This window comes from Streptomyces actinomycinicus (assembly GCF_016741775.1).
Taxonomy (GTDB): domain Bacteria; phylum Actinomycetota; class Actinomycetes; order Streptomycetales; family Streptomycetaceae; genus Streptomyces; species Streptomyces actinomycinicus.
The window spans coordinates 1-25,505 of the sequence record NZ_JAERRK010000016.1 but is presented as its reverse complement, the minus strand read 5'-3'; the positions used below and the strand labels follow the sequence as shown (position 1 = coordinate 25,505).

16 protein-coding genes are annotated in these 25,505 nt (G+C 73.0%); 12 read left to right on the top strand and 4 right to left on the bottom strand.

What is annotated here, in order from left to right; genetic code table 11:
* Positions 1-89: 89 nt before the first annotated feature.
* From JK359_RS26220 to fxsT, 8 genes are all read left to right on the top strand, one after another.
* On the top strand, positions 90-269 hold the full coding sequence (locus JK359_RS26220) for a DUF6104 family protein (protein WP_003992906.1): 180 nt from the start codon (positions 90-92) through the stop codon (positions 267-269).
* Between the two features lie 346 nt (positions 270-615).
* A complete protein-coding gene (locus tag JK359_RS26215; protein WP_201840483.1) occupies positions 616-1,005 on the top strand; it encodes a CU044_2847 family protein in 390 nt (129 codons plus the stop codon).
* Positions 1,002-3,386 (top strand): VMAP-C domain-containing protein, encoded by a 2,385-nt coding sequence (locus JK359_RS26210; RefSeq protein ID WP_307788289.1) that lies wholly within the window; start codon positions 1,002-1,004, stop codon positions 3,384-3,386. The genes JK359_RS26215 and JK359_RS26210 overlap by 4 nt, the downstream gene beginning before the upstream one ends.
* 189 nt (positions 3,387-3,575) lie before the next feature.
* Positions 3,576-4,586 carry an AAA family ATPase gene (locus JK359_RS26205; RefSeq protein ID WP_201840480.1) on the top strand — a complete coding sequence of 337 codons (1,011 nt, stop codon included), beginning with the start codon at positions 3,576-3,578 and terminating at the stop codon, positions 4,584-4,586.
* Between the two features lie 16 nt (positions 4,587-4,602).
* Positions 4,603-8,268 carry an SAV_2336 N-terminal domain-related protein gene (locus JK359_RS39340; protein ID WP_236678492.1) on the top strand — a complete coding sequence of 1,222 codons (3,666 nt, stop codon included), beginning with the start codon at positions 4,603-4,605 and terminating at the stop codon, positions 8,266-8,268.
* 91 nt (positions 8,269-8,359) lie between these two features.
* Positions 8,360-8,617: an FxSxx-COOH-like cyclophane-containing RiPP peptide gene (locus JK359_RS26190; RefSeq protein WP_201840478.1), complete on the top strand. Its 258-nt coding sequence runs from the start codon at positions 8,360-8,362 to the stop codon at positions 8,615-8,617.
* Positions 8,614-9,885, top strand: coding sequence for an aKG-HExxH-type peptide beta-hydroxylase (locus JK359_RS26185; RefSeq protein ID WP_201840476.1), 1,272 nt, complete (start codon positions 8,614-8,616; stop codon positions 9,883-9,885). Before JK359_RS26190 ends, JK359_RS26185 begins: the two co-directional genes overlap by 4 nt.
* 80 nt (positions 9,886-9,965) lie before the next feature.
* Positions 9,966-12,968, top strand: a complete 3,003-nt coding sequence (fxsT, locus tag JK359_RS26180; protein WP_201840474.1) for an FxSxx-COOH system tetratricopeptide repeat protein — start codon at positions 9,966-9,968, stop codon at positions 12,966-12,968.
* Between the two features lie 154 nt (positions 12,969-13,122).
* On the opposite strand, the gene JK359_RS26175 is transcribed toward fxsT, so the two are convergent.
* The 4 genes from JK359_RS26175 to JK359_RS26160 form a co-directional block, all read right to left on the bottom strand.
* Positions 13,123-16,947, bottom strand: a complete 3,825-nt coding sequence (locus JK359_RS26175; protein WP_201840472.1) for a multifunctional oxoglutarate decarboxylase/oxoglutarate dehydrogenase thiamine pyrophosphate-binding subunit/dihydrolipoyllysine-residue succinyltransferase subunit — start codon at positions 16,945-16,947, stop codon at positions 13,123-13,125.
* Positions 16,948-17,249: 302 nt separating this feature from the next.
* Positions 17,250-18,374 (bottom strand): HAMP domain-containing sensor histidine kinase, encoded by a 1,125-nt coding sequence (locus JK359_RS26170; protein ID WP_201840470.1) that lies wholly within the window; start codon positions 18,372-18,374, stop codon positions 17,250-17,252.
* The gene (locus tag JK359_RS26165; protein ID WP_201840467.1) at positions 18,371-19,111 is read right to left on the bottom strand and encodes a response regulator transcription factor; all 741 of its coding nucleotides are present in this window, start codon (positions 19,109-19,111) and stop codon (positions 18,371-18,373) included. Before JK359_RS26165 ends, JK359_RS26170 begins: the two co-directional genes overlap by 4 nt.
* A 112-nt stretch (positions 19,112-19,223) precedes the next feature.
* Positions 19,224-19,901, bottom strand: coding sequence for a spermidine synthase family protein (locus JK359_RS26160; RefSeq protein WP_201840464.1), 678 nt, complete (start codon positions 19,899-19,901; stop codon positions 19,224-19,226).
* 195 nt (positions 19,902-20,096) lie between these two features.
* On the opposite strand from JK359_RS26160, the gene JK359_RS26155 reads away from it, so the two are divergent.
* From JK359_RS26155 to JK359_RS26140, 4 genes are all read left to right on the top strand, one after another.
* The gene (locus JK359_RS26155) at positions 20,097-20,939 is read left to right on the top strand and encodes a rhomboid-like protein (RefSeq protein WP_307788288.1); all 843 of its coding nucleotides are present in this window, start codon (positions 20,097-20,099) and stop codon (positions 20,937-20,939) included.
* 174 nt (positions 20,940-21,113) lie between these two features.
* Entirely contained in the window at positions 21,114-23,543 is a 2,430-nt protein-coding gene (gene lon, locus JK359_RS26150; protein WP_201840462.1) for an endopeptidase La, read from the top strand.
* Positions 23,544-23,696: 153 nt separating this feature from the next.
* Positions 23,697-24,734, top strand: coding sequence for a serine/threonine-protein kinase (locus JK359_RS26145; RefSeq protein WP_201840460.1), 1,038 nt, complete (start codon positions 23,697-23,699; stop codon positions 24,732-24,734).
* Between the two features lie 213 nt (positions 24,735-24,947).
* The coding region (locus JK359_RS26140) for a hypothetical protein (RefSeq protein ID WP_201840458.1) at positions 24,948-25,505 on the top strand (558 nt) is incomplete at its 3' end.

The following is a 25,505-nucleotide window of genomic DNA, read 5'->3' as shown; positions in this document are numbered from 1 at the left end:
GTCGGGCGGGGCGTCGGGGCCCGGCCGGCGGCGTCTAGGCTGGTGAGGAGTTTCAGCAGGCTGGATGTATACGCAGGAGATGCGAGCCCATGTACTTCACCGACCGCGGTATCGAGGAGTTGGAGAAGCGGCGTGGCGAGGAAGAGGTCACCTTCGAGTGGCTTGCCGAGCAGCTGCGCACGTTTGTGGATCTGAACCCGGACTTCGAGGTGCCCGTGGAGCGACTGGCCACGTGGCTCGCGCGTCTCGACGACGAGGACGACGAGTAAGGGCGCAGGGCGTACGAGGCAGGGCGTGAGCAGGCACGCCGGCACGCGGGCCGCGACGCCCGTGGCGCGCAGGCCGCGGGTGCGCGCCCGCCGGTGCCGGCGCACAGCCGCACGGGCGCGCAGGCGCGACAGGGCTACGGCGATCGGGGGTACGGGGAGCCGGCGGCCGGTCCGCCCGGGACCCGGTGAGCGTGGCGCGGCTCAAGGGCGATCATCGGCCGTATTCACCGTGTCGGTCGTCGGCTGTCCTCTTCCCCTCCCTTTCCCCTCCCTCTCTCCCTCCCCGGGAGTTAGCCTTCTCCTCCCATCGGCGAACGGGGGCGTCATGGCTGGAGGAGTCGAACGTGTGCGTCTGGACGACGGAACCGTCGTCTGGGCCAGGATCGGCGCGGCGGACGAGGACGCGCTCGAGGACGACGGTTTCCGGGACACCGGACTCGGCAGCAGGGTCCTCGACATGGCAGGGGGGCTGGCCGGAACCGTCGGTGGTGTCGTGCGCTCCCTGCGCGCCGGTCTGGACACACCGGCCCCGGTCGAGGTCTCGGTCAGCTTCGGAATCGAACTGACGGCGCAGTCGGGCAAGATCGTGAGCGCCATCGCGGAGGCTGGCGGCACCTCCTCGCTCACCGTGTCCCTGACCTGGACGGAACCCGCCGCGACGACGGACGGCACCGGCCCCGGGGCGCCGGGCGGCGGTGTCGTAGCGCCCCGGTCCCCGGCCCCCGACGTCGTATGAGCGCCTTCGACGAGATGGTGCGCCCCTCGCTGGCACGCATCGGCGCACCGGGTGACGGGTATGCAACGGACCGTGACTCGTACTGGGGGTCGGGGTTCTTCGTAGCCCCGGGCTGGCTGTTGACCTGCGCCCACGTCGTGGGGAAGGGGGGAGCCGCGGTGTGCCGAGGGGAGAGCCCCCTGAGCGTGACCTGGCAGGAGCGCACCGCCGTCGGCGCCTGGGAGCCGTGCAGCGGCACCGGGACCGCCGTCGTCGTCGTGCCCCGGCCCGACGGAGCGGGACAGGCGCGTGACCCGTGGCCGTTCCCCGATCTCGCACTCGTCCGCGTGACCGGCGCCGACGACGTGCGCTGTCTGTGGCTCGGCGACCGGGAGGCCGGCCCGCGCAGCCCGCTCGGGCTCTACGGCTGGTCGGTGCAGACCGGCGAGCTGGGCATCCGCGAGGCCACCGGCGAACTCGCCGGGTCCGACGCCCGGGCCCTGCTGCTCGCCGGGAGCCTGCCGATCGGCGGGCTGTCCGGTGGGCCGGTGCTCGACCTGCGGCACGGCTCCGTCATCGGCGTGATCAAGGGCCGCCGGCGGGAGGAGGGCGTCGCCGTTCCGGTCACCGCGCTGTACGAACTGCTGGACTCGCGCGAGGCCGGCCGGGTGGTGCGCGAGGTGCTGCGCGCGCATGAACTGCACCACGCGGGCCTCCTCGGCCGACCCTCGCCGTACCCGGACTGGACCGCGTTCCAGGCCGCGCTGCCCGGCCACGCCCCCGAGGTCTCCGGCATCACCGCCGAGCTGCGGACACGGCTCTACGGCCACCTCGCCCAGCTTCCGCCGCCGGCCGGCGCGGGAGAGGTCGTCCACCTCGTGGAGGACGTGAAGGAGCAGGTGCGCGGCGAGCGGCTGCGCTCACTGGTGTTGCGGAACGTGCGGACCTGGCGCGAGGGCGCCGCGCTGCTGTACGGGCTGCGCACCCTGGACGCGGGCGGCGGCGGAACGCTGGTCGACCTGGACGCCGTACTGCTGTACGCGGCGCGGGTCGCCCGCCGGGCCGGCCGGGAGCGCCCCGGGGGCGTGGACGAGGGGCGGCTGCGGGCGTTCGGGGAGTGGATAGCCGGGCAGGCGGCGGACCACCGGCACTGGGCGGTCGGCGACGCCATACGCGCGCTGCTGGACGGCGCCGGCGGCGGGCCGGGCGGAGTGCCGTCGCAGGGCGCGGCCGTCGAGGTGCCGGCTCCCGCCGAGTACGCCGGTACGCCGCGGCCCGCCGGGTTCGCCGGAGCGCCGCTCCCGGCCGGAGGCGGCCCGGCGACCGCCGTGCCCGCACCGGGGGCCGTCCCCGCCGGAAACGGCCCCGGCCGGGCGCCCGAGTGGGACCGCGGGGCGCCGCCCGTCGTCACACCGTCCTCCGGCACACCCACCGACGTCCTGGTCAAGGTCGGCCCCGCCACGTACGGCCGGCATCCCTGGAGTGTGCAGCTGATCTACGACGGGCAGGACGTCACGCCGGTCGACGGTGACGACCGGGGTGCGCGGCCCGAGGAACTGGCGCGCGTGCTGCGGGAACCGGTGGCCCGGGCGCTCAGCCAGGGGGACCACGGGGAGCACCTCGCCGCGATCGAGGTCTTCCTGCCCCGCAAGCTGTTCGATCTGCCGGTGGACGAGTGGCAGTTGCTGTCCGCCCCGGGCGCGGACGCGTTCGGCCCGCCGTCCGGCACCCCGGACCACGGCGACGAGGACACCCACCGTGGCGAGAACGGCTACGGCGCCGAGGACGCCTACAGCGGCGAGGACGACGAGGACGACGACTTCGTGGACGAACGGGCGCTGCCGCTCGGCATACGGCGGACCGTCGTCGTCCGGGACGTCCGGCGCAACGGCCTGCCGCCCTCTCCGGAATGGCGCCGGCGCTGGAAGGGAGTCCAGCGCGGCCCGCTGGAACCCGGCACGCTGCACGGGCGGCCCCCGGGCGAGTGCCGTCCGGCGGGACCCCGGACCGGCGGGAAGTACCCGTACTACGGGGCCCTGTCGGCGATGGGCGACGCCACCGTGCCCCTCTACTGCGGTCCCGTCGGCAGTGGCGAGGGATACGCGGCGATGCGGGACGCGTTACGGGCCGGGCACCCGCTGGTGCTGTGGCGCCGCGACGGCCACGACCCGGCCGAATGCCTCGACTTCCATCACCAGGCCGCCGCCCTGCTGGGTCTCGCCGCGCACGCGGACGGCCTGCACGGCCCGGTCCGGGACCTGCGCATCCGCCTGGCAGACCCGGACACCGCCCGGGCGCACGGCCTGCGCGGCAAGATCGCCGTCCTGTTCGATCCACCGGACCGGCCCCCGTACGGGACGGAGACCATGCGACCGCCGCCGCTGGCCGCACCCGGCGGCTGACACCGCCGGTGACCCCGGCGCTCGTGGCGGACGCCCCGTCAACCGCCTTGAGCCGTACGGGTGTTCGCCGGAGGGAAAGGCAGCCGTCGGACGCCCCGAATTTCCGCGGGGAGGGCCGGCGGGGGCGTACGCTCGTACGTCGGACGGCCCGGCCCGCTGCACGATCACCAGATCCGGGAGGAGCCCAAGGTGAACGACTGGCGGATCTACCGCGGAGTGGGTCAGCCGCACGACGGCATGCAACGACTGCCGGCGCCGCCGCCCTGGCGCGATTTCGCCGCCTCCCGGGAAGGCCCGGACAACGGCCCGGAGGACCCCAGCAGCGCCCGCCGGCTCGGTGTGCGCCGCCGGCTGGTCGAGAACTACGCTCCACGCCCCGCCGAGGTGGACGCCGTCAACGCGGCCCTCTACCTGCGCCGGCCGCTCCTGGTCACCGGCAACCCCGGGACGGGGAAGTCGACCATGGCGTACGCGATCGCCCACGAACTCGGCCTGGGCAAGGTGCTCCGCTGGCCCATCGTCAGCCGCACCACCCTCCAGGACGGCCTGTACCGGTACGACGCCATAGCCCGGCTCCAGGACGTCCAGCTGGAGCGGGCCCGGGGGGACGACGGCGGCGGCGCCTCGGGCATCGGCTCCTACATCCGGCTCGGGCCGCTCGGCACCGCTCTCCTGCCCACCGCGCGGCCCCGCGTGCTGCTCATCGACGAGCTGGACAAGAGCGACCTCGACCTGCCCAACGACCTGCTGAACACGCTGGAGGAAGGCGAGTTCTCGATCCCCGAGCTGGAGCGGCTGGCCGACCGGGAACCCGTGGTCGAGGTCCTCACGCACGACGGCGACCGGGTGGCCGTGCACGGCGGGCGGATCGCCTGCACCGCATTCCCGGTGATCGTGCTGACCTCCAACGGCGAACGCGACTTCCCCGCCCCGCTGTTGCGGCGCTGCATCCAGCTGGAGCTGGACCCGCCCGGCGAGGAGCAGCTCACCGCCATGGTCGAGGCCCACCTCGGCGCGGACGGCGTCGCCGCCGGCGCCGACCTGATCCGCCGCTTCCTGGACCGCGAACCCGGCGAGGTGCTCGCGGCCGACCAGCTCCTGAACGCCCTGTTCCTCACCCAGCACGATCCGCATGCGCAGGGCCTCACCCGGGAGCGGATCACCGAGATGCTCATGCAACCGCTCGACCGCACTAGGTGAGAGGCGGGTGCCGGGGATGCGCCTGGAGGAGCTGATCGGCAAGCTGCGCCAGGGCGGGCTCCAGCCGACCGCCGAGGACGTGGCGGACGCGCTCTGGCTGGCCCGCCGGCTCGGCGCGGCCACACCCGACGACAGCACCGGCACGCCCGGCACCGGCAGCGGCACGCCCGGACCCGGTACGGACGGCACCGGCCCGGCCGTACCGCCCGGCCCGGGAGCGGACGCCGTACCGCCAGGGCCGGGGCCGGGGAAGGACGCCGCCCCGCCGGGTGACCGCGCGGCGGACGGTCCCGCCGCCCCGGCCACCTCCGCCCCGGACGCCCTCGCCCGCGCCGTCGCGCTGCACACCCCGAGCACCGGCCCGCGCGCGCGTGCCGACGGCACGGCCACGGCCTTCCCCGTCCGCGCGCCCGCCGCGGCCGCCCTGCCCGGACTGCTCGACCTGCAGAAGGCCCTGCGCGCCCTCGGCCGCTACCGCATCGCCTCCCCGCGCGGCCGGGACGAGCGGATCGACGAGACGGCCACCGCCGACCGGGCCGCCGCCAGCGGCATCCTGCTCCCCGTCACCCGGCCCGGCCGCCGCCGGCGCTGCGACATCCAGCTGCTCATGGACACCGGGCCGGCCATGGCCGTCTGGGCACAGATGGTCGAGGAACTGCGCCAGGCCTGCCAGCAGTCCGGCGCGTTCGCCTCCGTCGCCGTCCACCAGCTGTACGCCGACGACTCAGGCCGCCCCCTCGTCGGTACGACCGCGGGTCCCGGCCGGCACACCCGGTTGCGCCCCGCCGACGAGCTGCACGATCCCAGCGGGCGCCGGCTCACCCTCGTCATCAGCGACTGCGTCGGCCCCCTGTGGCAGAACGGTGCCGCCCCGCGCCTGCTGCACGGCTGGCCGCGGACCGCCCCGCTCGCCGTGGTCCAGCCGCTGCCGCCCCGGCTGTGGGGCCGTACCGCGCTGCCCGCGGAACCCGGGCTGCTCGTCCGCACCGGTGAGACCGGAGGGCGCCTCGAGTTCCGGCCCGAGGACGAGCCCTGGGAGGACCCGCCGCCCGGCGCCCGGCCCGTGCCCGTGCTCCAGCCCACCCCGGAGGCGTTCGAGGCCTTCGCCCGGCTGCTCGCCGGCACCGGTCCGACCCGCGAGCACGCCTGGGCGGCCTTCGCCCACCCCGCCACGGCACCGGGCGCCGCGGCCGCGGCGCCGCCGGTGCGCAGCGATGACGAACTGCTGCGCGCCTTCCGCGCCTGCGCCTCCACCGGCGCCCTGCGGCTGGCCGTCTACCTCGCCGCCGCGCCGCTCACGCTGCCCGTGATGCAGCTGGTCCAGCGCGCCATGCTGCCCGACACCGGACCCATGGAACTGGCCGAGGTGCTTCTCGGCGGACTGCTGCGGCAACTGCCGGGCACCGAGAGCCAGCCCTGCTTCGCCTACCCGCCGCGGGTACAGGACCTGCTCCTCGCCTCCCTCGACCAGGACACCGCCGGCCTCGTCCTCAAGCACTGCTCGGCCTACGTGGAACGGCACTTCGGCAAGGGCACCCGCAACTTCGCCGCGCTGGCCGCGGCCCGGCTCGCCGACCACGATCCGGCCGCCGGCAGCGGGCACCCGGCCGAGGACCCAGGTCCGCGGGGCGGCGGCAGCGTGGAGGCGGAACTGTTCGCCCGCATCCCCGCGCGCGTGCTGCGGTTCTACCTGCCGGACCTCGTCACCCCGGACCCGCTCGCCGAGGCCGAGCGGCTGCTCGACCAGTGGCACCGGCTGGCCGACCCGGAGATGCTGCGCCGCGCCCGCGAACAGGCCCGCGCCGCCACAGCCGACACGAGGACCGCCACCGACGCGGGCACCGGCACCGACACGGGCACCGGCACCACCGCAGGCGCCGAAGCCGCTCCAGGCAACGCTGCCACCCCCGGCACCGTCCCCACTCCCACTCCCACCCCCGCCCCCGCCCCCGGCGACGGCCCCGCACCCGCGGTGCGGGCGCGCCTCGTCCTCGGCCGCGTGCTGCGCGCCGAGGCCGGTACGGCGGGCGCGCGGTCGGAGGGCAGGCGCGCCGGGCTGCTGCGGGAGGCCGTGACCGAACTGGCAGGGGCGTACGCGTCGGCCCCCGCCGACAGCCGGGAGCGGGCCGACGCGGCCCTGGAACTGGCCGCCTGCCGACGGGAGCTGTGGCAGCTGACGGCCGAGACGGGCCACCTCACCGAGGCGCTCCGCACCCTCGACCCCGCCACCCCGCCCTGGCCGTACGTCGCCACCCACGCCCGCACCCCGCACACCGGCCCGGCGCAGGAGGCCCGGAACGACGACGCGCCCGGCGTGGCGCACGGTGAGCGGGGCGACGAGGGGGCCGCCGTTGCGCAGGGCGGCGGTGACGGTGAGGCAGCCGACGTCGTCCAGGGCGACCGAGGTGAGCGGGCCGCCGTTGCGCAGGGCGGCGGTGACGGTGAGGCAGCCGACGTCGTCCAGGGCGACCGAGGTGAGCGGGCCGCCGTTGCGCAGGGCGGCGGGGAAGAAGGCGGGGCCGTCGTGGCGGTCGGGGATGCTTCGCCGCGGGGTGGGCGGGCAGCCGGCGGGGCGCACGGGGAGACCGGGTCCCGGGAGGTGGCCGCCGGGGCCTGGGAGGTGGGCGCTCACCGGTCGCGTCTCCTGCTGCGGGGCCGGTTGCTGCTCGATCTGCGGCGGCCCGGCGCGGCCGCAGACGAACTGCGGGAAGCCTGCGCACTGCTGAGCCGGACGAGCGCCTCCGACGCCGTACGGGCACCCGCCCTGCTCGATCTGGCGCGGGCGCTGCGCGGGGCCGGGGCCGAGGACGCCGAGGTCCGCCAGGCGCTCGGCGAGGCCCGCCGGGCCGCCGGGGACGACCCGGCGCTGCTGCTGCCGTGCCTCGCCGCGCTGGCCGCGTTCCACGACGCGGCGGCGGAGTACGGCGAGGCCGACGCCGCCTGGGAACGTGCCGTACTGCTCGCCCAGGCGGACGGCGCACGACGCGTACCGCTCCTCACCGCCTGGGGCGAATCCCTGCTCCGGCGGGCCTCCGCACCGGACGGCGCCGACGTGGTCGACCACGCCGAGCGCGTGCTGCGCGAGGCGCTGAAGTCACTGCCCGCCCGGTCCGCGCAGCGCGGCCGGCTCCAGGGCCTGGTCGGCAGCGCGCTCGCCCAGCGGTTCCGCCACGTCGGCTTCCTGCCCGACCTGTTCGAGAGCCGGCACCTGCTCGGGCAGGCGGTGCGCGCGACGAGGGACGCGGCCGTACGGGCCGAGGCGTGGCTGCAACTGGCCCGGGTGCGGCTGGAGGGCTGGCACCAGGCGGGCGCGCCGGTGCTGATGGACGCGCTGCAGGCGTACGAGAACGCCGAACGGGACGCCGAGTCCGCCCATGGCGGCGACCCGGGCTCGGTGACGGCCGCACGCGCCCGGCACGGCAGCGGGACGGTGCTGGCGCTGCTGGGGCGGCCCAGTGCAGCCCGGAGCGCGTTCCGGGCGGCCGGGGAGCAGTGGCGGCGGCTGGTCGGATCGCTGCGGGAGGTGGACTGGGCGGACGTGGAGCTGACCCGGCGGGCCGAGCGGGAGCCGGTGGCCGCCGGGGTCCCGGCGCCGGTGCCGGGCGAGTGGGCCGAACTGGCCCCGCCCTGGTGGCCGTGGTCGCAGGCCTGGAACAACTGGCCCGAGGTTGACCGGAGTTGATCCGGGCAGGGTTTCTGGTTCCGCTCTGTCGGGAAGAACTGGGCAGCCATGGTGGCCGTGCGGGGCGGGCGCAGGCAGGGAGGAGCAGAGGGTGGGGGAGCACAGGACATGGGCGGCTGGCCCTGGTGAGGACGCCGGACGGACCGAGTTCCTGCCCGACCTGACCGGCGTCGATCTGGCGTCCTTGCGTGCCATGGACGATCCCGTGCTCGTCGCCGCCGTGGAGCGTGTGCTGAGCGGTACCGGTGAGTTCCAGGAGGTGTGGTACTCCGGCAGCGGCGAGGGCCTGCGACGGTCATTTCCGGCCGGACTCGGAAGGCGCGCCCCGGACGAGGACAGCGGGGGATGACGGGGCCGGACGTCACCTCCGGCACCCTCACCGAGGTGGCCAGCACCCGTCCCCGGCCCGCGCACACCGGGACACTCCGCGCCGCACTCCACGCGCGTCGCATGCTCCATCTCAAGGCCCTCCTCGTCCGGGTGGAACGCCGGCGGGCCCGGACCAGTTCCGCGGCCCGGCGCCGGTTCGAACGGGACTGGGGGCTGCTGGAGCGCATCGACGCGGACGCGGTCCGGGACACCGTCGACTACCCGACGACCGGCACCTGGCTGGCCGAGACCCTCACCGCGGCCGACGGGCCACGCTTCGAGGAGCACCTGGCCCGGCTCGGCGGACTCGCCGTCGCCGCCGCCGTACGCGCCGGGGCCCACGTCGGCGGCACGCTGGCCGTGCCCTCGGGCACGCTGGTCCTGCCCGGGCTCGGCGTGCTCGGCGTGCCCTCCGGCCGGGCCCGGCTCAGCGGCGGCGCCGGACTGCTGCGGATCGACGACGCCGGGGGCGGCAGCGGTGTCGCCCTGCGCCGACAGCCCGGAGCGGGCGTGGCCCCGGCCGGCGAGCCGCACGGCTGGACCGCGCTGCGCACCCTGCCCGGCGGTGACGCCGTACTCGACGATCTGGACCCCTACCGGGTGCCGCCGGCCGGGATCGGGCCGCAGGGCGTACCGGGTGCCGAGCGGCCCCACTCCGCCCCGGAGGCGTGGGCCCGGCGCTGGCGGGAGGCCCGGCAGCTGCTCGCCGCGACCGACCCGGGCCGGCTCGCCGAGATCGCCGCGCTGGTCCGGGCCGTGGTCCCGCTGGAACCGGCCGGCCGGGGCGCCGGCGAGCCGATGACCGCCACCCTGCGCGCCGCCCCGGGTGCCGTACTGGCCCAGCTCCCCGGGGACGCACAGGAACTGGCCGAGTGCCTGGTGCACGAGACCCACCACACCAAGCTCGCCGTCCTCGAAGGGCTCGTCCCGCTGTGCCGCCCGGGCGCCGGGACACTGCACCGCGTGGCCTGGCGGCCCGACCCGCGCCCCGTGCCCGGGGTGCTCCAGGGGGCCTACGCCCATCTGGCGCTGGCGGACCTGTGGTGGCGGGCCCGGACCACGGGCGCGCTGCCCCCGGCGTGGCGGGCCCGGGCGGCCCAGCAGTTCGACCGGTACCGCGACGAGGTCGGCGGCGCCTTGTCCGTGCTCCGCGACTCCGATGAACTGACCTGTGCCGGAAGGAAGTTCGTCCGGGCGATGAGCGGACATCACGCCGGCCTCGGCTCGATGGCGCACAGCCGCGAGTGACGCTGCATGAGCGTGCGGTTGCGTTACGTTATGCGAGCGGCTCTCCGGGCATGCGACAGGCGCGGGAACAGGGAGTGACGATGGTGGTACAGCGGCGGTCGGACACGGACGGTGCGACGGCACCCGAACACTTCCTGGTGGTCTTCCCCGGCTACCACCGCTCCTGGGCGGCATGGATCGCCCAGGCCCTGGAGCGCCACGGCCACCGCACCACCCTGCAACGCTGGGACCCGCCCCGCGAGGTGCCGCTGGAGGACTCGCTCGGCGACCTGCTGCTGTCCACCGGCCGTATCCTGCTGGTCCTCAACGACTGGTTCTTCGAACTCGGCCCCCGGCCCGCCGGCGAGTGGAACGACGTCCTGCGCGGCTTCGTCGCCGCACACGCCGACCGCTTCGCCGCCGTCAACCTGACCAACCGCTCCCTGCTGCCGGCCACGGCCGTCCTGGAACCCGCCAGCCTGTGGGGACTCAGCGAGGAGGCCGCCGAGGAGCGGCTGCTGGCCCGGCTCGGCGTCGACCGCCGCCGCACCCCACGCGTGCTGCCCGGCGGCGTACGCTTCCCCGACACGCGCTGCGAGATCTGGAGCGAGGTCCCGCGCCGCAACCCGCGCTTCACCGGCCGCGACGACCTGCTCACCGATCTCCACCAGCGGCTCGCGGACGCCGAGCGCGGCAACGCCGTCTGCACCCTGCTCGGCATGTCGGGCATCGGCAAGACCCAGCTCGCCGCCGAGTACGCGCACCGCTTCAGCACCGACTACGACCTCGTGTGGTGGGTCAACTCCGACGACCGGAACATCCAGCGCGACCGCTTCGGCGAACTCGCCGTCGACCTCGGCCTGAGCATCGGCAGCGAGCCGGGCGAACGCATCCGCGCCGTGCGCGACTGCCTGCGGCGCGGCGAGCCGCACACCAACTGGCTGATCATCTTCGACGGCTGGGACGACACGGCGGGCATGGACACCCTGCTGCCCCAGGGCCCGGGCCACGTCCTCATCACCTCCCGCAACCGCGGCTGGAGCGAGCACACCGACATCCTGGAGATCCCCGCCTTCCTGCGCCCCGAGTCCACCGGCTACCTGATGCGCCGCGCCCCGCACATCACGGCGGCCGAGGCCGACGAGGTGGCCGCCGAGTTCGGGGACGTACCGCTGCCACTGGTGCAGGCCGCCTCCTGGCTCGGCGAGTCGGGGATGGAAGTGCCCGAGTACCTGCGCATGGTGCGCGAGCGCCGGCTCTCCACGGTCGACGAGCCCGCCACCGGCGACGGGTTCCCGCAGTCCTCCATGACGTCCTGGTCGATACTGCTCAACCGGCTCCGGGTGTCGCAGCCGCACGCCATCGACGTGCTCGGCCTGTGCACCTCGTTCGCCCCCGGGCGCATCCCGATCGGCCTCATCCGCGCCTACCCGCAGATCGACCTCCCCGAAGAACTCCGCTGGATGACGACCGACCTGCCCGCCTGGACCAGGGCCCTGGACACGCTCGTCAACTACTCGGTCCTCACCCGGGAGACCCGCGGCCCGGTCGGCGCCGACATGGGCCCGCACCAGGAGTCGGTGCACATGCACCGGCTCGTCCACGACATCGTCTCCAAGCTGACCGGAGAGGCCGGACGCACCGCCCACCAGCGGGTCGTGCGCAGCCTGCTCGCCGAGGCCGACCCGGGCAACCCCATGGACAGCAGGAACTGGCCCCGGTACGCCGAACTGCTCCCGCACCTGGAGCCGTCCGGCGCGCTGGAGAGCACCCAGCCCCGGGTCCAGCAGATGGTCCTCAACTGTCTGCGGTACTGCTTCCGCAGCGGGGAGTACAAGAGCGGCCTCGACCTGGCCCAGCGGATCCGCGAACGCTGGTCCCGCACCATGGACCCGCTGTCCCAGCTGATGCTCGACCTGACCTACCAGGAGAGCAACATCCTGCGCGCCAGCGGCAGGTTCCGCGACGCCTACGACCTCGACCACGGCATCCACCAGCGCCTGCTGACCGCCGGGCGGTCCGCCCCGCTGGCCGAGCTGTCCGTGCAGGGCAACATGGCCAACAGCCTGCGCCACCTCGGGCGGTACGCCGAGGCGGACGAGGTGCAGCGGCAGGTCCTCGACGGCTACACCGCGCTGCTCGGCCCGGACGAGGTCCCCACGCTGGTGTCCCGGCACAACGTCGCCGTCGGCCTGCGGCTCCTCGGCCGGTACCAGCAGGCGTACGAGTTCGACCTGGAGACCCTGGCCCGGCGGGAGAACGTGCTGCGGGCCCGGCACATCAGCACCCTCAACTCCGGCAGCGCCGTCACCCACGACCTGCGCCTGCTGGGCCGCTACCGCGATGCGCTCGCCCGGCAGGAACCGCTGGTCCGGCTGCATGTGCAGGTGCTCGGCCCGCAGCATCCGCAGACCCTCGGCGCCCGCACCCACCTGGCCATGTGCCGGCGCCGGGAGGGCAGCCACCAACAGGACGTGGGGCCGTACATGGCGAGCCTGCTGGAGCAGTTGCAGCAGGTGCACGGCCCGGACCACTACCGCACCCTGGCCTTCGTCACCAACTACGGCAACTTCCTGCGCGAACACGGCGACCTGGACCAGGCGCGGGAACTGATCGACAAGGCCGAGGCCGGCTACCGCAGCCTGCTCGGGCCGGCCCACCCGGTGGCCACCGGCATGCTCTCCAACACCGGGCTGGTCATGCAGGCCGCCGGTGAGCGGGCCGAGGCCCTGTCGATGTTCGAGGCGGCACTCGCCGGGCTCACCGCGACCCTGGGCGGCGACCACCCGTGGGTCCTCGGCTGCGCCCTCAACACGGCCAGCGGGCGCAACTTCAACGGGCGGATCCCGGAGGCCGTGGAACTGAGCCGGGACACCCTGCGCCGGGCCCGGCACACGCTCGGCCACGACCATCCGCTGACGCTCTCCGGCCAGGTGGCTCTCGCCGCGGACCTGAGGGCGGCACGGGAGGACGAGGAGGCCGGAAAGCTGGAGGACGACGGCCTGCTGGCGCTGACCCGCAGCCTGGGCGCCCAGCACCCCCACACCATCTCGGCCCGCCAACGCACCCGGCCGTACTGGGACTTCGAGCCGTACCTCGGCTGAAGCGCCCCGAAGGGGCGCGGGGAACTGCGCGACCGGCCGGGACGGACCCGCAGCCGCCTACGGGTCCCAGTCGGCCGACCGGACAGGCGAAGGGCCCGGTACCGAGCGACAACTCGGTACCGGGCCCGCACACTTCGGCGAACCGCCGGAGGCGTTACGCCTCGAACACCTCGCGCACCAGCTGCTCCTGCTCGGCCTGGTGACGCTTGGCCGAACCCACCGCCGGGGACGAGCCGTGCGGGCGCGAGATGCGCCGCAGCCGCTCGCCGGCCGGGATGTCCGCGCCGACCGCCAGGTCCAGGTGGTCGATCAGGTTGAGCGCGATGAACGGCCAGGCACCCTGGTTCGCCGGCTCCTCCTGCACCCACAGGTACTTCTCGGCGTTCGGGTACTTGTTGACCTCCGCCTGCAGCTCCTCACCCGGCAGCGGGTACAGGCGCTCGATGCGGATGATCGCCGTGTCCGTGGCGCCGCGCTTGACCCGCTCGGCCTCCAGGTCGTAGTAGACCTTGCCGGCGCAGAAGACGACCTTGCGGACCGCGGCCGGGTCGGCCGTGCTGTCGCCGATGACGGGACGGAACTGGCCCGTGGTGAACTCCTCCGCCTTCGACGCGGCGGCCTTCAGGCGCAGCATCGACTTCGGGGTGAAGACGACCAGCGGCTTGTGGTGCGGGTTGTGCACCTGCCACCGCAGGAGGTGGAAGTAGTTCGACGGGGACGTGGGCATCGCGACCGTCATGTTGTTCTGGGCGCAGAGCTGGAGGAACCGCTCCGGACGCGCGGACGAGTGGTCCGGGCCCTGGCCCTCGTAGCCGTGCGGCAGCAGCAGGGTGACGCCGGAGGTCTGGCCCCACTTCTGCTCGGCCGAGGAGATGAACTCGTCCACGACCGTCTGCGCGCCGTTGACGAAGTCGCCGAACTGCGCCTCCCACATCACGAGCGCGTCGGGACGGGCCAGCGAGTAGCCGTACTCGAAGCCCATCGCCGCGTACTCGGAGAGCAGCGAGTTGTAGACGTTCAGGCGGGCCTGGTCCTCCGAGAGGTACTGCAGCGGCGTGTACTCCTCGCCGGTCTCCCGGTCGATGAGCACCGCGTGGCGCTGGCCGAAGGTGCCGCGCTGGGAGTCCTGGCCCGCGAGGCGGACCGGGGTGCCCTCCAGCAGCAGGGAGCCGATGGCGAGGGTCTCGCCCATGCCCCAGTCGATCGTGCCGTCCTCGACCATCGCCGCACGGCGCTGCAGCTGCGGCTGCAGACGGGGGTGGACGGTGATGTGGTCGGGGACGTTGACCTGGGACTCGGCGATCCGCTTGACGACCTCCGCGGAGATCGCGGTCGGGACCGCGACCGGGAAGCCGTCCTGCGGGGCCTGGACGTCACCGGAGGCCGGCTGCGAGGTGGCCTCGCGGACCTCCGTGAAGACCTTCTCCAGCTGGCCCTGGTAGTCCTGCAGCGCCTGCTCGGCCTCTTCCAGGGTGATGTCGCCGCGACCGATCAGGGACTCGGTGTAGAGCTTGCGCACCGAGCGCTTCTTGTCGATCAGGTCGTACATCAGCGGCTGGGTGAAGGCCGGGTTGTCCGACTCGTTGTGACCGCGGCGGCGGTAGCAGATGAGGTCGATCACCACGTCCTTGTTGAACGCCTGGCGGAACTCGAAGGCGAGCCGCGCGACGCGCACGACGGCCTCGGGGTCGTCGCCGTTCACGTGGAAGATCGGGGCCTCGATCATGCGGGCCACGTCCGTCGCGTACATGGACGAACGCGAGGACTCGGGGGCCGCGGTGAAGCCGACCTGGTTGTTGATGACGATGTGGACCGTGCCGCCGGTGCGGTAGCCGCGCAGCTGCGACATGTTCAGGGTCTCGGCCACCACGCCCTGGCCCGCGAAGGCCGCGTCGCCGTGGATCGCCACCGGCAGGACGGTGAAGTCCGTGCCGCCCTTGTTGATGATGTCCTGCTTGGCGCGCGAGACGCCCTCCAGGACCGGGTCCACCGCCTCCAGGTGCGAGGGGTTGGCGACCAGCGAGACCTTGATCTGCTCGCCGTCCAGGCCGGTGAAGGTGCCCTCGGCGCCCAGGTGGTACTTCACGTCGCCGGAGCCGTGCATCGACTTCGGGTCGAGGTTGCCCTCGAACTCGCGGAAGATCTGCGCGTACGACTTGCCGACGATGTTGGCGAGGACGTTCAGGCGGCCACGGTGGGCCATGCCGATGACGACCTCGTCCAGGCGGGACTCGGCGGCCGAGTCGATCACGGCGTCGAGCAGCGGGATGACGGACTCGCCGCCCTCCAGCGAGAAGCGCTTCTGGCCGACGTACTTGGTCTGCAGGAAGGTCTCGAAGGCCTCCGCCGCGTTCAGCCGGCGCAGGATGCGCAGCTGCTCCTCGCGCTCCATCTTGGAGTGCGGGCGCTCCACGCGGTCCTGGATCCACTTGCGCTGCTTGGGGTCCTGGATGTGCATGAACTCGATGCCGGTGGTGCGGCAGTACGAGTCGCGGAGCACGCCGAGGATGTCGCGCAGCTTCATCATCGACTTGCCGGCGAAGCCGCCGACGGCGAACTCGCGCTCCAGGTCCCACAGGGTGAGGCCGTGCTCGACGATGTCCAGGTCGGGGTGCTTGCGCTGCTTGTACTCCAGCGGGTCGGTGTCGGCCATGACGTGGCCGCGGACCCGGTAGGAGTGGATCAGCTCGAAGACGCGGGCGGCCTTGGTGACGTCGTCGTCGTGGGACGCGTCGATGTCCTTGAGCCAGCGGACCGGCTCGTAGGGGATGCGCAGGGCCTCGAAGATGTCGTCGTAGAAGCCGTTCTCGCCGAGCAGCAGGTTCGCGACCTGGCGCAGGAACTCGCCGGAGGCGGCGCCCTGGATGACCCGGTGGTCGTAGGTCGACGTGAGCGTCATGACCTTCGAGATGCCGAGCTTGTTCAGCGTGTCCTGGCTGGTGCCCTGGAACTCGGCCGGGTAGTCCATGGAGCCGACGCCCATGATCACGGACTGGCCGGGCATCAGACGCGGCACGGAGTGGACGGTGCCGAGGCCGCCGGGGTTGGTCAGGGAGACCGTGACGCCGGTGAAGTCGTCCATCGTCAGCTTGCCGTCGCGGGCGCGGCGGACGATGTCCTCGTAGGCCTGCCAGAACTCGAAGAAGTTCAGCGTCTCGGCCTTCTTGATGGCGGCCACGACGAGCTGGCGGTCACCGTTCGGCTTGACCAGGTCGATGGCCAGGCCGAGGTTGACGTGCGGCGGCTTGATGAGGGTCGGCTTGCCGTCCTTCTCGCCGAACGCGTGGTTCATCGCCGGCATGGCCTTGATGGCCTGCACCATCGCGAAGCCGATCAGGTGCGTGAAGGAGATCTTCCCGCCCCGGGCGCGCTTCAGGTGGTTGTTGATGACGATGCGGTTGTCGAACAGCAGCTTCACCGGGACCGCGCGGACCGAGGTGGCGGTCGGCAGCTCCAGCGAGGCGTTCATGTTCTTCGCGACGGCCGCGGACGGACCACGCAGCGTCACGTACTCGGGACCCTCGGGCGCCGCCGTCGCGGGGGCGGCCTTCGCCTGGGGCTGAGCGGGCGCCTGTGCGGGCTGCGCCGGCTTGGCCGGGGCGGGGGCGGCCTTCGCCGCGGGAGCGGGAGCCGGGGCGGGGGCCTTCGCGGCCGGGGCCGGGGCAGCGGCCGGAGCGGCGGGCTGCGGGGCCGGAGCGGCCGACGGGGCTCCCCCCGCGGGAGCGGAGTCGACCGTGGGGGAGGTGGTACCTGCGGCCCCCGCGGCCGCAGTACCCGCCGGAGCCGGGGTGGCAGGAGCACCCGGCTTGTAATCGGCGAAGAAGTCCCACCAGGCTCGGTCTACCGAGTTCGGGTCCTGGAGGTACTGCTGATAGATCTCGTCGACGAGCCACTCGTTCGGACCGAACGCGGCAGCGGGGTTCTTCCCGGCTTGGTCGTCGGTCGAGATGCTCGAGTTACTGGGGGACTGTGGCGACACGGCGGCAACCGCCCTCTTCCGCTTCACAAGGTGATGGACAGCGGGAATAAAGGCTACGCCTCCAAGACCGTGAAGGTCAGGTCGGGCCCGTTCATCGTCGCGTAAGTCACATCGGAAATCTTGTTTCAGGGCTTGATATGGCGGGAAACAAGCGTGGTTCCGCATGAGAGAGGGTGCACCGGTCCGGGCCCTGCGCGTCTTCGTTCGACGGGTGGCGCGGGCCTGCCCCTGATCACACGTGTCCAGCTGCACGGCGATGCGCGGACGCTCATGGATCTTGTGCTTCCGGTTCGGACTTTACGTCAACTTGGGACGGAAGTCAGTCCCGGGAGAGTGACGATGATCCGGCAGCCCCGCTCGGATTCGGCCACACCGATCCGGCCGCCGTGCAGATCCACCGCCCACCGGGCGATGGCCAGCCCCAGTCCCGTGCCGCCGTCGCTGCCCGGCCCGTGCGGCCGGGTCGCCGCCCCGCGGTTGAACCGCTCGAACACCCGGTGCCACTCCGACCTCGGGATGCCGGGTCCCTCGTCCAGGACCTCCAGCTCCAGCGACTCCGGCTGCGGCCCGCGCCGCGCCTTCACCGTCACCCGGCCGTGCGGCGGGCTGTGCTTGACCGCGTTGTCGATCAGGTTGGCGACGACCTGGTGGATGCGCTCGGGGTCCGCGTGGGTGGTCAGCTCCGGCGGCGAGACGTCCAGGTGCAGATGGACGTCGGTGCGTGTGTGGCTGCCGGAGCCGGAGGCGATGCCCGCGCGCGCGGAGGCGACCATGTTGGCCTCCTTCAGCACGCCCGAGAGGTACGGCCACACCTCGAACCGCCGCATCTTCAGCGGGACGACGCCGTTGTCCAGCCGGGACAGGTCCAGCAGGGTCTCCACCAGCCGGCCGAGCCGCTCGGTCTGCTTCAGGGCCGTCCGCATGGTCTCCGGATCCGCCTGGGTGACCCCGTCGACGATGTTCTCCAGCACGGCGCGCAGACCGGCGATGGGGGTGCGCAGCTCGTGCGAGACGTTCGCCACCAGCTCCTTGCGCTGGCTGTCCTGGGCCTCCAGCTCGTCGGCCATGACGTTGATCGTCTGGGCCAGGTTGCCCAGCTCGTCCCGGCGGTTCTCCTTGACCCGGCGCGTGTAGTCGCCGTGCGAGATGGAGCGGGCCACCGCGTTCATCTCGTCCAGCGGCATCGTCAGCGAGTGGGCCACGAACTGCGTGATCAGCAGGGTCGCGATCATCGAGAAGACCGTGATGAAGCGCAGCTCCGTCTTGGTGTGCACCGCGACGATCGACAGTCCGGTGGTGATCAGTACCGCGATGACGACCAGTGCGCCCAGCTTGGTCTTGATCGAGAACGGGCGTACGCCGCCCCAGGGTTCCTCGCCGAGGTTCCCGGGGCTCCTCCGTGCGGTCCGGCGCCCGTCGCCGGTCATGGGTTCGGTGTCTCCAGCGCGTAGCCCACGCCGTGCACGGTGCGGATCCGCTCGGCGCCGATCTTCCGCCGCAGCGCCTTGATGTGGCTGTCGACCGTGCGGGTGCCGGAGGCGTCCGCCCAGTCCCACACCTCGGCCAGCAGCTGCTCCCGGGAGAGCACCGCGCGCGGGGTGTTCGCCAGGCACACCAGCAGGTCGAACTCGGTCGGCGTCAGATGGACGTCCTCCGCCTTCACCCGCACCCGGCGCTGCGCGTGGTCGATCTCCAGCTCACCGAGCCGCAGGATGCCGGAGCGCGGCGTGGTGGCGGCCAGCGCGGCCCGCTCCACCCGGCGCAGCAGCACGTGCACGCGCGCCGCCAGTTCCCGCATCGAGAACGGCTTGGTCATGTAGTCGTCGGCGCCGACGCCGAGCCCGACCAGCATGTCCGTCTCGTCGTCCCGCGCGGTGAGCATGAGCACCGGCACCGGCCGCTGTGCCTGCACCCGCCGGCACACTTCGAGCCCGTCGAAGCCGGGCAGCATGATGTCGAGGATCAGCAGGTCGGGCTGCCAGGCCTCGGCCGTGTCGACCGCGGCCGGACCGTCGGCCGCTGTTTGCACCAGAAATCCCTCGGCGCGGAGCCGGGCCGCGATAGCGTCGACGATCGTCGGGTCGTCCTCGACGACCAGCACCCGGCGCTGTGCGCCCGGGGTGGTCGTCGCCGCGCCGCTCTGGGAGGTGTGTGTCTGCTCCATCGCCCGCCCCTGTTGTTGCTTTCCGGAATCCGTGGGGTGATCCCATGTCTGCGTTTGACGCTTGAATGATCCGCGTCAGGGCAGCACATTACGGGGACTCACCGCGCTGTCGCTATCCAGGTCTGACGGCAAGGTGCACGGCGTCGGGAACGCCCCGGGCAACGGGCACCTCTTCGGTACGCACCTGCCGGAACCCGGCATTCCGCAAGCTTCCTTCAAATACCGGAGAGGGTTCCGCCGACCATACCGCCAGCACTCCGCCGGGCCTCAACACCCGTGCACAAGCGGCGATTCCGGCCGGGGAGTAGAGGCTGCCGTTGTCCTCCGTGACCGTCCAGCCGGGGCCGTTGTCGATGTCGAGGCACAAGGCGTCGAACGTGTCCGATGTCTCATTGACGTACGACACGAGATCCGCTTCCACCAGTGCGGTCCGCGGATCGGCGAGCGCGTCCGCGGTCATCTCGGCCAGCGGACCGTCACGGTGCCAGCCGATGACGGCGGGCTCGCGCTCCACCACGGTGATCCGCCCCCACCGGGGGTCGGCGGCGGCGTGTGCGAGCGAGAATCCCACTCCCAGGCCGCCGACCAGCACGTCCGGCACCGGCCTGTCGTCCAGCGCGTCGCGCGCGGCATCGATCAGCAGCCGCTCCGAGCGGCCGTCGGAGGTGTCCATCAGGAAGCAGCCGTTGGCGATGATCTGCAGCAGCCCACCGTGCCTGCGCAGCACCACCTCGCCGTACGGGCCGTCGCGCCGGTCCAGGACCACGGGGGAGTCGTACACGGCAGTCATGAGCCCATCCTGCTTGAACGGAGCCCGGCATTCATGCGAATTGCGCATGACGCCCACGGACGGGTGGCCGATGGCGGGGGCCGGACGCAAGCGGTGGCTGAGAGGTTGCTGTGAATCCGCTCTCGCGTGGCGCCGGTCATAGACAGCGGCATGCCGAACACGAAGGGTGGGGTGCGACGGAAGGAGCGCCTCACCGTGGAACGGATCACGCCGGGCCCTGCGACGGACGCGTCCCCGCACGTGACGGGTACGCCCCTTCCCGACGGCACCGCCGTCGTCCCGCCCCCGGCACTCGCCGGGCTGCTGGACGGAATGCCGCGCCAGCGCGGCGCCGCCCCGGCCGCTCTCCCGGCCCCCGGCGCACCCGCCGTTCCCGCCGCCGCACCCCCCGCCGCCGCGCCGCTCCTGCCGCTGTCGCGGCTGTGGGTCTGGCTGTGGCGTCTGCTGCCCACCCCGGCCGGCACCCCGTTCACCTTCGCCTACGTGTCCGTCCTCGCCTTCACCTCGGCGGTCGCGGCCCTGGCCGGCCCGGGCCTGCTGCACGCCCTCCACCAGGGCTCCAGCACGGACGTCGCCCACCTGTTGAGCGCGCCCGTGCCCGTGCTGCTGGCGAGCGCGCTGTGGATCGCGGGCGGGGTGCTCTCGCCGTACGCGATCGTGTGCGTGCTGGTGCTCACCGCGCTGGAGCGGCGGACCGGCGGGCCACGGACCGCCGGTGTCTTCCTGGCCGGGCACGTCCTGGCGACCCTCGCCACCGAGGTCCCGGTGGGCCTCGCCGTCCTCTTCGGTCACCTGCCCGCGACCTCGCTGCACCGCCTCGACTACGGCATCAGCTTCGGCGTGGCCACCAGCACGGCCGCCCTCGCGGGGCTGCTCCGCCCCTGGGTGCGCTGGCCCCTGCTGGTCCTCGCGGCCGGCCTGCTCCTGGACGACCTGATCGCCTACACGGACCCCTTGACCGACTGGGGCCACGTCATAGCCCTGGCCATCGGCGTGGCCTGCTGGCCCCTGGTCCGCCGCCGGCACCGGCCCGCCTGACGGAATGCGGGGAACCGCGTGCGCAGTCCCGACCGGCCCGGAGGGACTGCGGGTTCGCGCAGGTCACACTCGTAGAGGCGCATGATCGCTCAGAGCGAACAACTCCCTGGGAACAATCACCACGCGCAGAACATTGAGTCGGCATAGCTCAAGTTGACTGCCTAAGGGGAGATCATGGCTACTGAGTCACCGGCGTTCACGCTGAAGCTGCCCGTGCTGCCGCTCGACGACGAGGTCGTGCTGCCCGGCATGGTGGTTCCGCTGGACCTGAGCGACGCCGAGGTGCGGGCCGCGGTGGAGGCCGCTCAGGCCGCCGCCCGGTCGGAGCCCGGGAAGCCCAAGGTGCTGCTGGTGCCGCGCATCGACGGCACGTACGCCGGTACCGGCGTCCTCGGCACGGTCGAGCAGGTCGGCCGGCTCGCCGACGGCGACCCGGGAGCCCTGATCCGCGGCCGGAGCCGCGTGCGCATCGGCGCCGGCACCACCGGTCCGGGCGCCGCACTATGGGTCGAGGGCACCCGCGTCGAGGAGAACCTGCCCGACCCGCTGCCGGGCCAGGTCGCCGAACTGGTCAAGGAATACAAGGCACTCGCCACCACCTGGCTGAAGAAGCGCGGGGCCTGGCAGGTCGTGGACCGCGTCCAGGCCATCGACGACGTCTCCGCGCTCGCCGACAACTCCGGCTACTCGCCGTTCCTCACCACCGAGCAGAAGGTCGACCTGCTGGAGACCGCCGACCCGGTGGCCCGCCTCAAGCTCGCCACGCAGCAGCTCCGCGACCACCTCGCCGAGCAGGACGTGGCCGAGACCATCGCCAAGGACGTCCAGGAGGGCGTCGACAAGCAGCAGCGCGAGTTCCTGCTGCGCCGTCAGCTGGAGGCCGTCCGCAAGGAGTTGCGCGAGCTGAACGGCGAGAACTCCAAGGATTCCGCCGAGGAGTCCGACGACTACCGGGCCCGCGTCGAGGCCGCCGACCTGCCCGAGAAGGTCCGCGAGGCCGCCCTGAAGGAGGTCGACAAGCTGGAGCGCGCCTCCGAGCAGTCGCCCGAGGGCTCATGGATCCGCACCTGGCTGGACACCGTCCTGGAGATGCCCTGGAACGAGCGCACCGAGGACGCCTACGACATCCAGGGCGCGAAGGCGGTGCTCGACGCCGAGCACGCGGGCCTGGAGGACGTGAAGGAACGCATCACCGAGTACCTGGCTGTGCGCAAACGGCGCACCGACCGCGGACTGGGCGTCATCGGCGGCCGGCGCGGCGGTGCCGTACTCGCACTGGTGGGGCCGCCCGGGGTCGGAAAGACCAGTTTGGGGGAGAGTGTCGCCCACGCCATGGGCCGGCGGTTCGTCCGGGTCGCCCTCGGCGGCGTCCGCGACGAGGCCGAGATCCGCGGTCACCGCCGAACGTACGTCGGTGCGCTGCCCGGCCGGATCGTGCGGGCCGTCAAGGAGGCCGGCTCGATGAACCCGGTGGTCCTGCTGGACGAGATCGACAAGGTGGGCTCCGACTTCCGGGGCGACCCGGCCGCCGCCCTGCTCGAGGTGCTCGACCCGGCGCAGAACCACACCTTCCGCGACCACTACCTGGAGGTCGAGCTGGACCTGTCGGACGTCGTCTTCCTGGCCACGGCCAACGTGCTGGAGGCCGTCCCGGAGGCGCTCGCCGACCGCATGGAGATCGTCCGGCTGGACGGCTACACCGAGGACGAGAAGGTCGTCATCGCCCGCGACCACCTGGTCCCGCGCCAGCTGGAGCGGGCCGGCCTGGGCGCGGACGAGGTCACGCTCGACGAGAGCGCGCTGCGCAAGCTCGCCGGCGAGTACACCCGCGAGGCGGGCGTACGCACCCTGGAGCGGTCCATCGCGCGGCTGCTGCGCAAGGTCGCCGCACAGCACGAACTCGGGGAGCGAGAGCTGCCGTTCACCGTGACGGACGGTGACCTGCGCGGGCTGATCGGCCGGCCGCACCACGTGCCCGAGTCCGCCCAGGACCCGGCCGAGCGGCGTACGGCCGTGCCCGGTGTGGCGACCGGTCTCGCGGTCACCGGCGCCGGCGGTGACGTGCTCTTCGTGGAGGCGTCCCTCGCCGACCCGGAGACCGGCGCGTCCGGCCTGACCCTCACCGGGCAGCTGGGCGACGTGATGAAGGAGTCGGCGCAGATCGCGCTGAGCTTCCTGCGCAGCCACGGCGCCGAGCTGGAGCTGCCGGTGGCCGACCTCAAGGACCGGGGCGTGCACATCCACTTCCCGGCGGGCGCGGTGCCCAAGGACGGCCCGAGCGCGGGCATCACGATGACCACGGCCCTCGCCTCGCTGCTCTCCGGCCGGCTCGTCCGCACGGACGTGGCCATGACCGGCGAGGTCTCGCTGACCGGCCGCGTGCTGCCCATCGGCGGCGTGAAGCAGAAGCTGCTCGCCGCCCACCGCGCCGGGGTGACCACCGTGTTCATCCCCAAGCGCAACGAGCCCGACCTGGACGACGTCCCGGCCGAGGTGCTGGACAAGCTCGACGTCCACACCGTGACCGACGTCCGCCAGGTCCTGGAGCTGGCCCTCGCGCCCGCCACGGACGGCGCGACGCCGGAGGTTCCCGTGGCGGCGTGACGGACGCCGCGGGAAAGGCGAGGCCCGGGTCCCGTGAGGGAGGCCCGGGCCCCGCCGTACCCGGACACAGATGCGGCACATACGGGGATCAATCGATAGGATTCAGGTAGAAGCCAGCCCTCCGTGGCCGACCGGGGTGAGGGTGGTGTCTCGATGAACACGGCGTCCAGGCAGGCGAGTTGGCCGCCCCGCAGCGCCTCCGGACTGATCGGGGCCGAGATCGCGGGCTACCGGGTCGAGCGCGAACTCGGACGCGGTGGCATGGCCGTCGTCTACTGCGCCAAGGACCTGCGCCTCGGCCGCACGGTCGCCCTCAAGCTCCTCGCCCCCGAGTACACCCGCAACGAGGCCTTCCGCAGCCGCTTCGCCCAGGAGTCCCGGGTGGCCGCCGCCATCGACCACCCCAACATCGTCCCCGTCTTCGAGGCCGGCGAGGCGGACGGCATCCTCTACATCGCCATGTGTTTCGTGTCCGGCCTCGACCTGCGCGCCCTGATCGACCGCGAAGGCCGGCTGACGGTGCCGGCCGCGCTGCGGATCGCCGCCCAGCTGGCCTCCGCGCTCGACGCGGCCCACGCGCGCGACCTGGTGCACCGGGACGTCAAGCCCGGGAACGTGCTGGTCGCCAAGGGTATCGACAGCGATCACCCCGAGCACGTCTACCTCACCGACTTCGGTCTGGCGAAGAAGTCGCTGTCGCTCACCGGGTTCACCTCGGCCGGCGAGTTCGTCGGCACGCTGGACTACGTGGCGCCCGAGCGGATCACGGGCCGGCCGGTGGACGGCAGGTCCGACCTGTACAGCCTCGCCTGTGTCGTCCACGAGACCCTCGTCGGCGTCCCGCCCTTCCACCGCGAGGACCACCTCGAGCTGCTCTGGGCCCACCAGTGCGACCAGCCGCCCGCCCTGAGCGAGGGGCGGCCGGACATCCCCGCCGAGGCCGACGAGGTCATGTTCCGGGCGCTGGCGAAGGTGCCGGACGACCGTTACGACACCTGCATGGAGTTCGTGTCGGCCCTGCGCACGGCCGTCGGCGAGGTGGGCCCACGCGGCCGTACGCCCACGCTGGTCGACATGCGGGTGGGTGCCGATTGTGCCGATCCCGGAGCCGAAGCGGAGGCGGAGGCGGCGCGGGTCGTCGTACCCGAGCCGCCGGCCTGGGCGGTACCCGTGCTCCGAGGGCCTGCCTGACAGCCGGTACGACCCGCGGGCGCCCTTTTACCAGGCGAATCCTGCGCTGACAAGTCCCGAGTCCTCGGAACGTGTCCCCGTCATGGCGTTTTGGCTTACTTGAGGTGCGGCAACGAAATGGGCCGCAGGCAAGCGGAAATCCTCACCAAGGATTCTCCCTTTCCTGGAACCGCCGATCCCCGGCGAAACCGCTCCTCTCAGATAGGAAAAGCCATGAACCGTACCGTTGAAATCTCCGAAGCCACCCGTGCTAAGCGCCGGCGCGTTCGCCTCTCGACTCTGGTCGCCTCCGCCTTCATAACCGGCGGCCTCGTCCTGCCGGCCACCTCGGCCGTAGCGGCTCCGCAGCACGAGCAGGCGGCGGTGAGTGTCGTCGAGCATGGCTCGCACCACGGCAAGAAGTGCCACAAGGCCAAGAAGAGCAAGAACAAGAGCAAGATCAAGAAGTGGTGCAGGAAGGGCGGGCACGGGCACGGCTCCGGCCACCACGGCAGCGGCGGCCACGGCGGCAGTGGCGGTCACGGCGGCAGCGGCGGTCACGGCGGCAGTGGCGGCCACGGGGGCAGTGGCGGTCACGGCGGAGGCGGCAGCCATGGCGGTGGCGGTGGCGGCGGCGGTGGCGGCGGTAGCAGCACCGTGGTCCAGAACACCACGGTGGTCGTCACCCAGAACAACGACAACAGCAAGAAGGACCCCAAGGCACCGGTCGACCCGAAGGACCCGAAGGACCCGAAGGACCCGAAGGACCCGAAGGACCCGAAGGACCCGAAG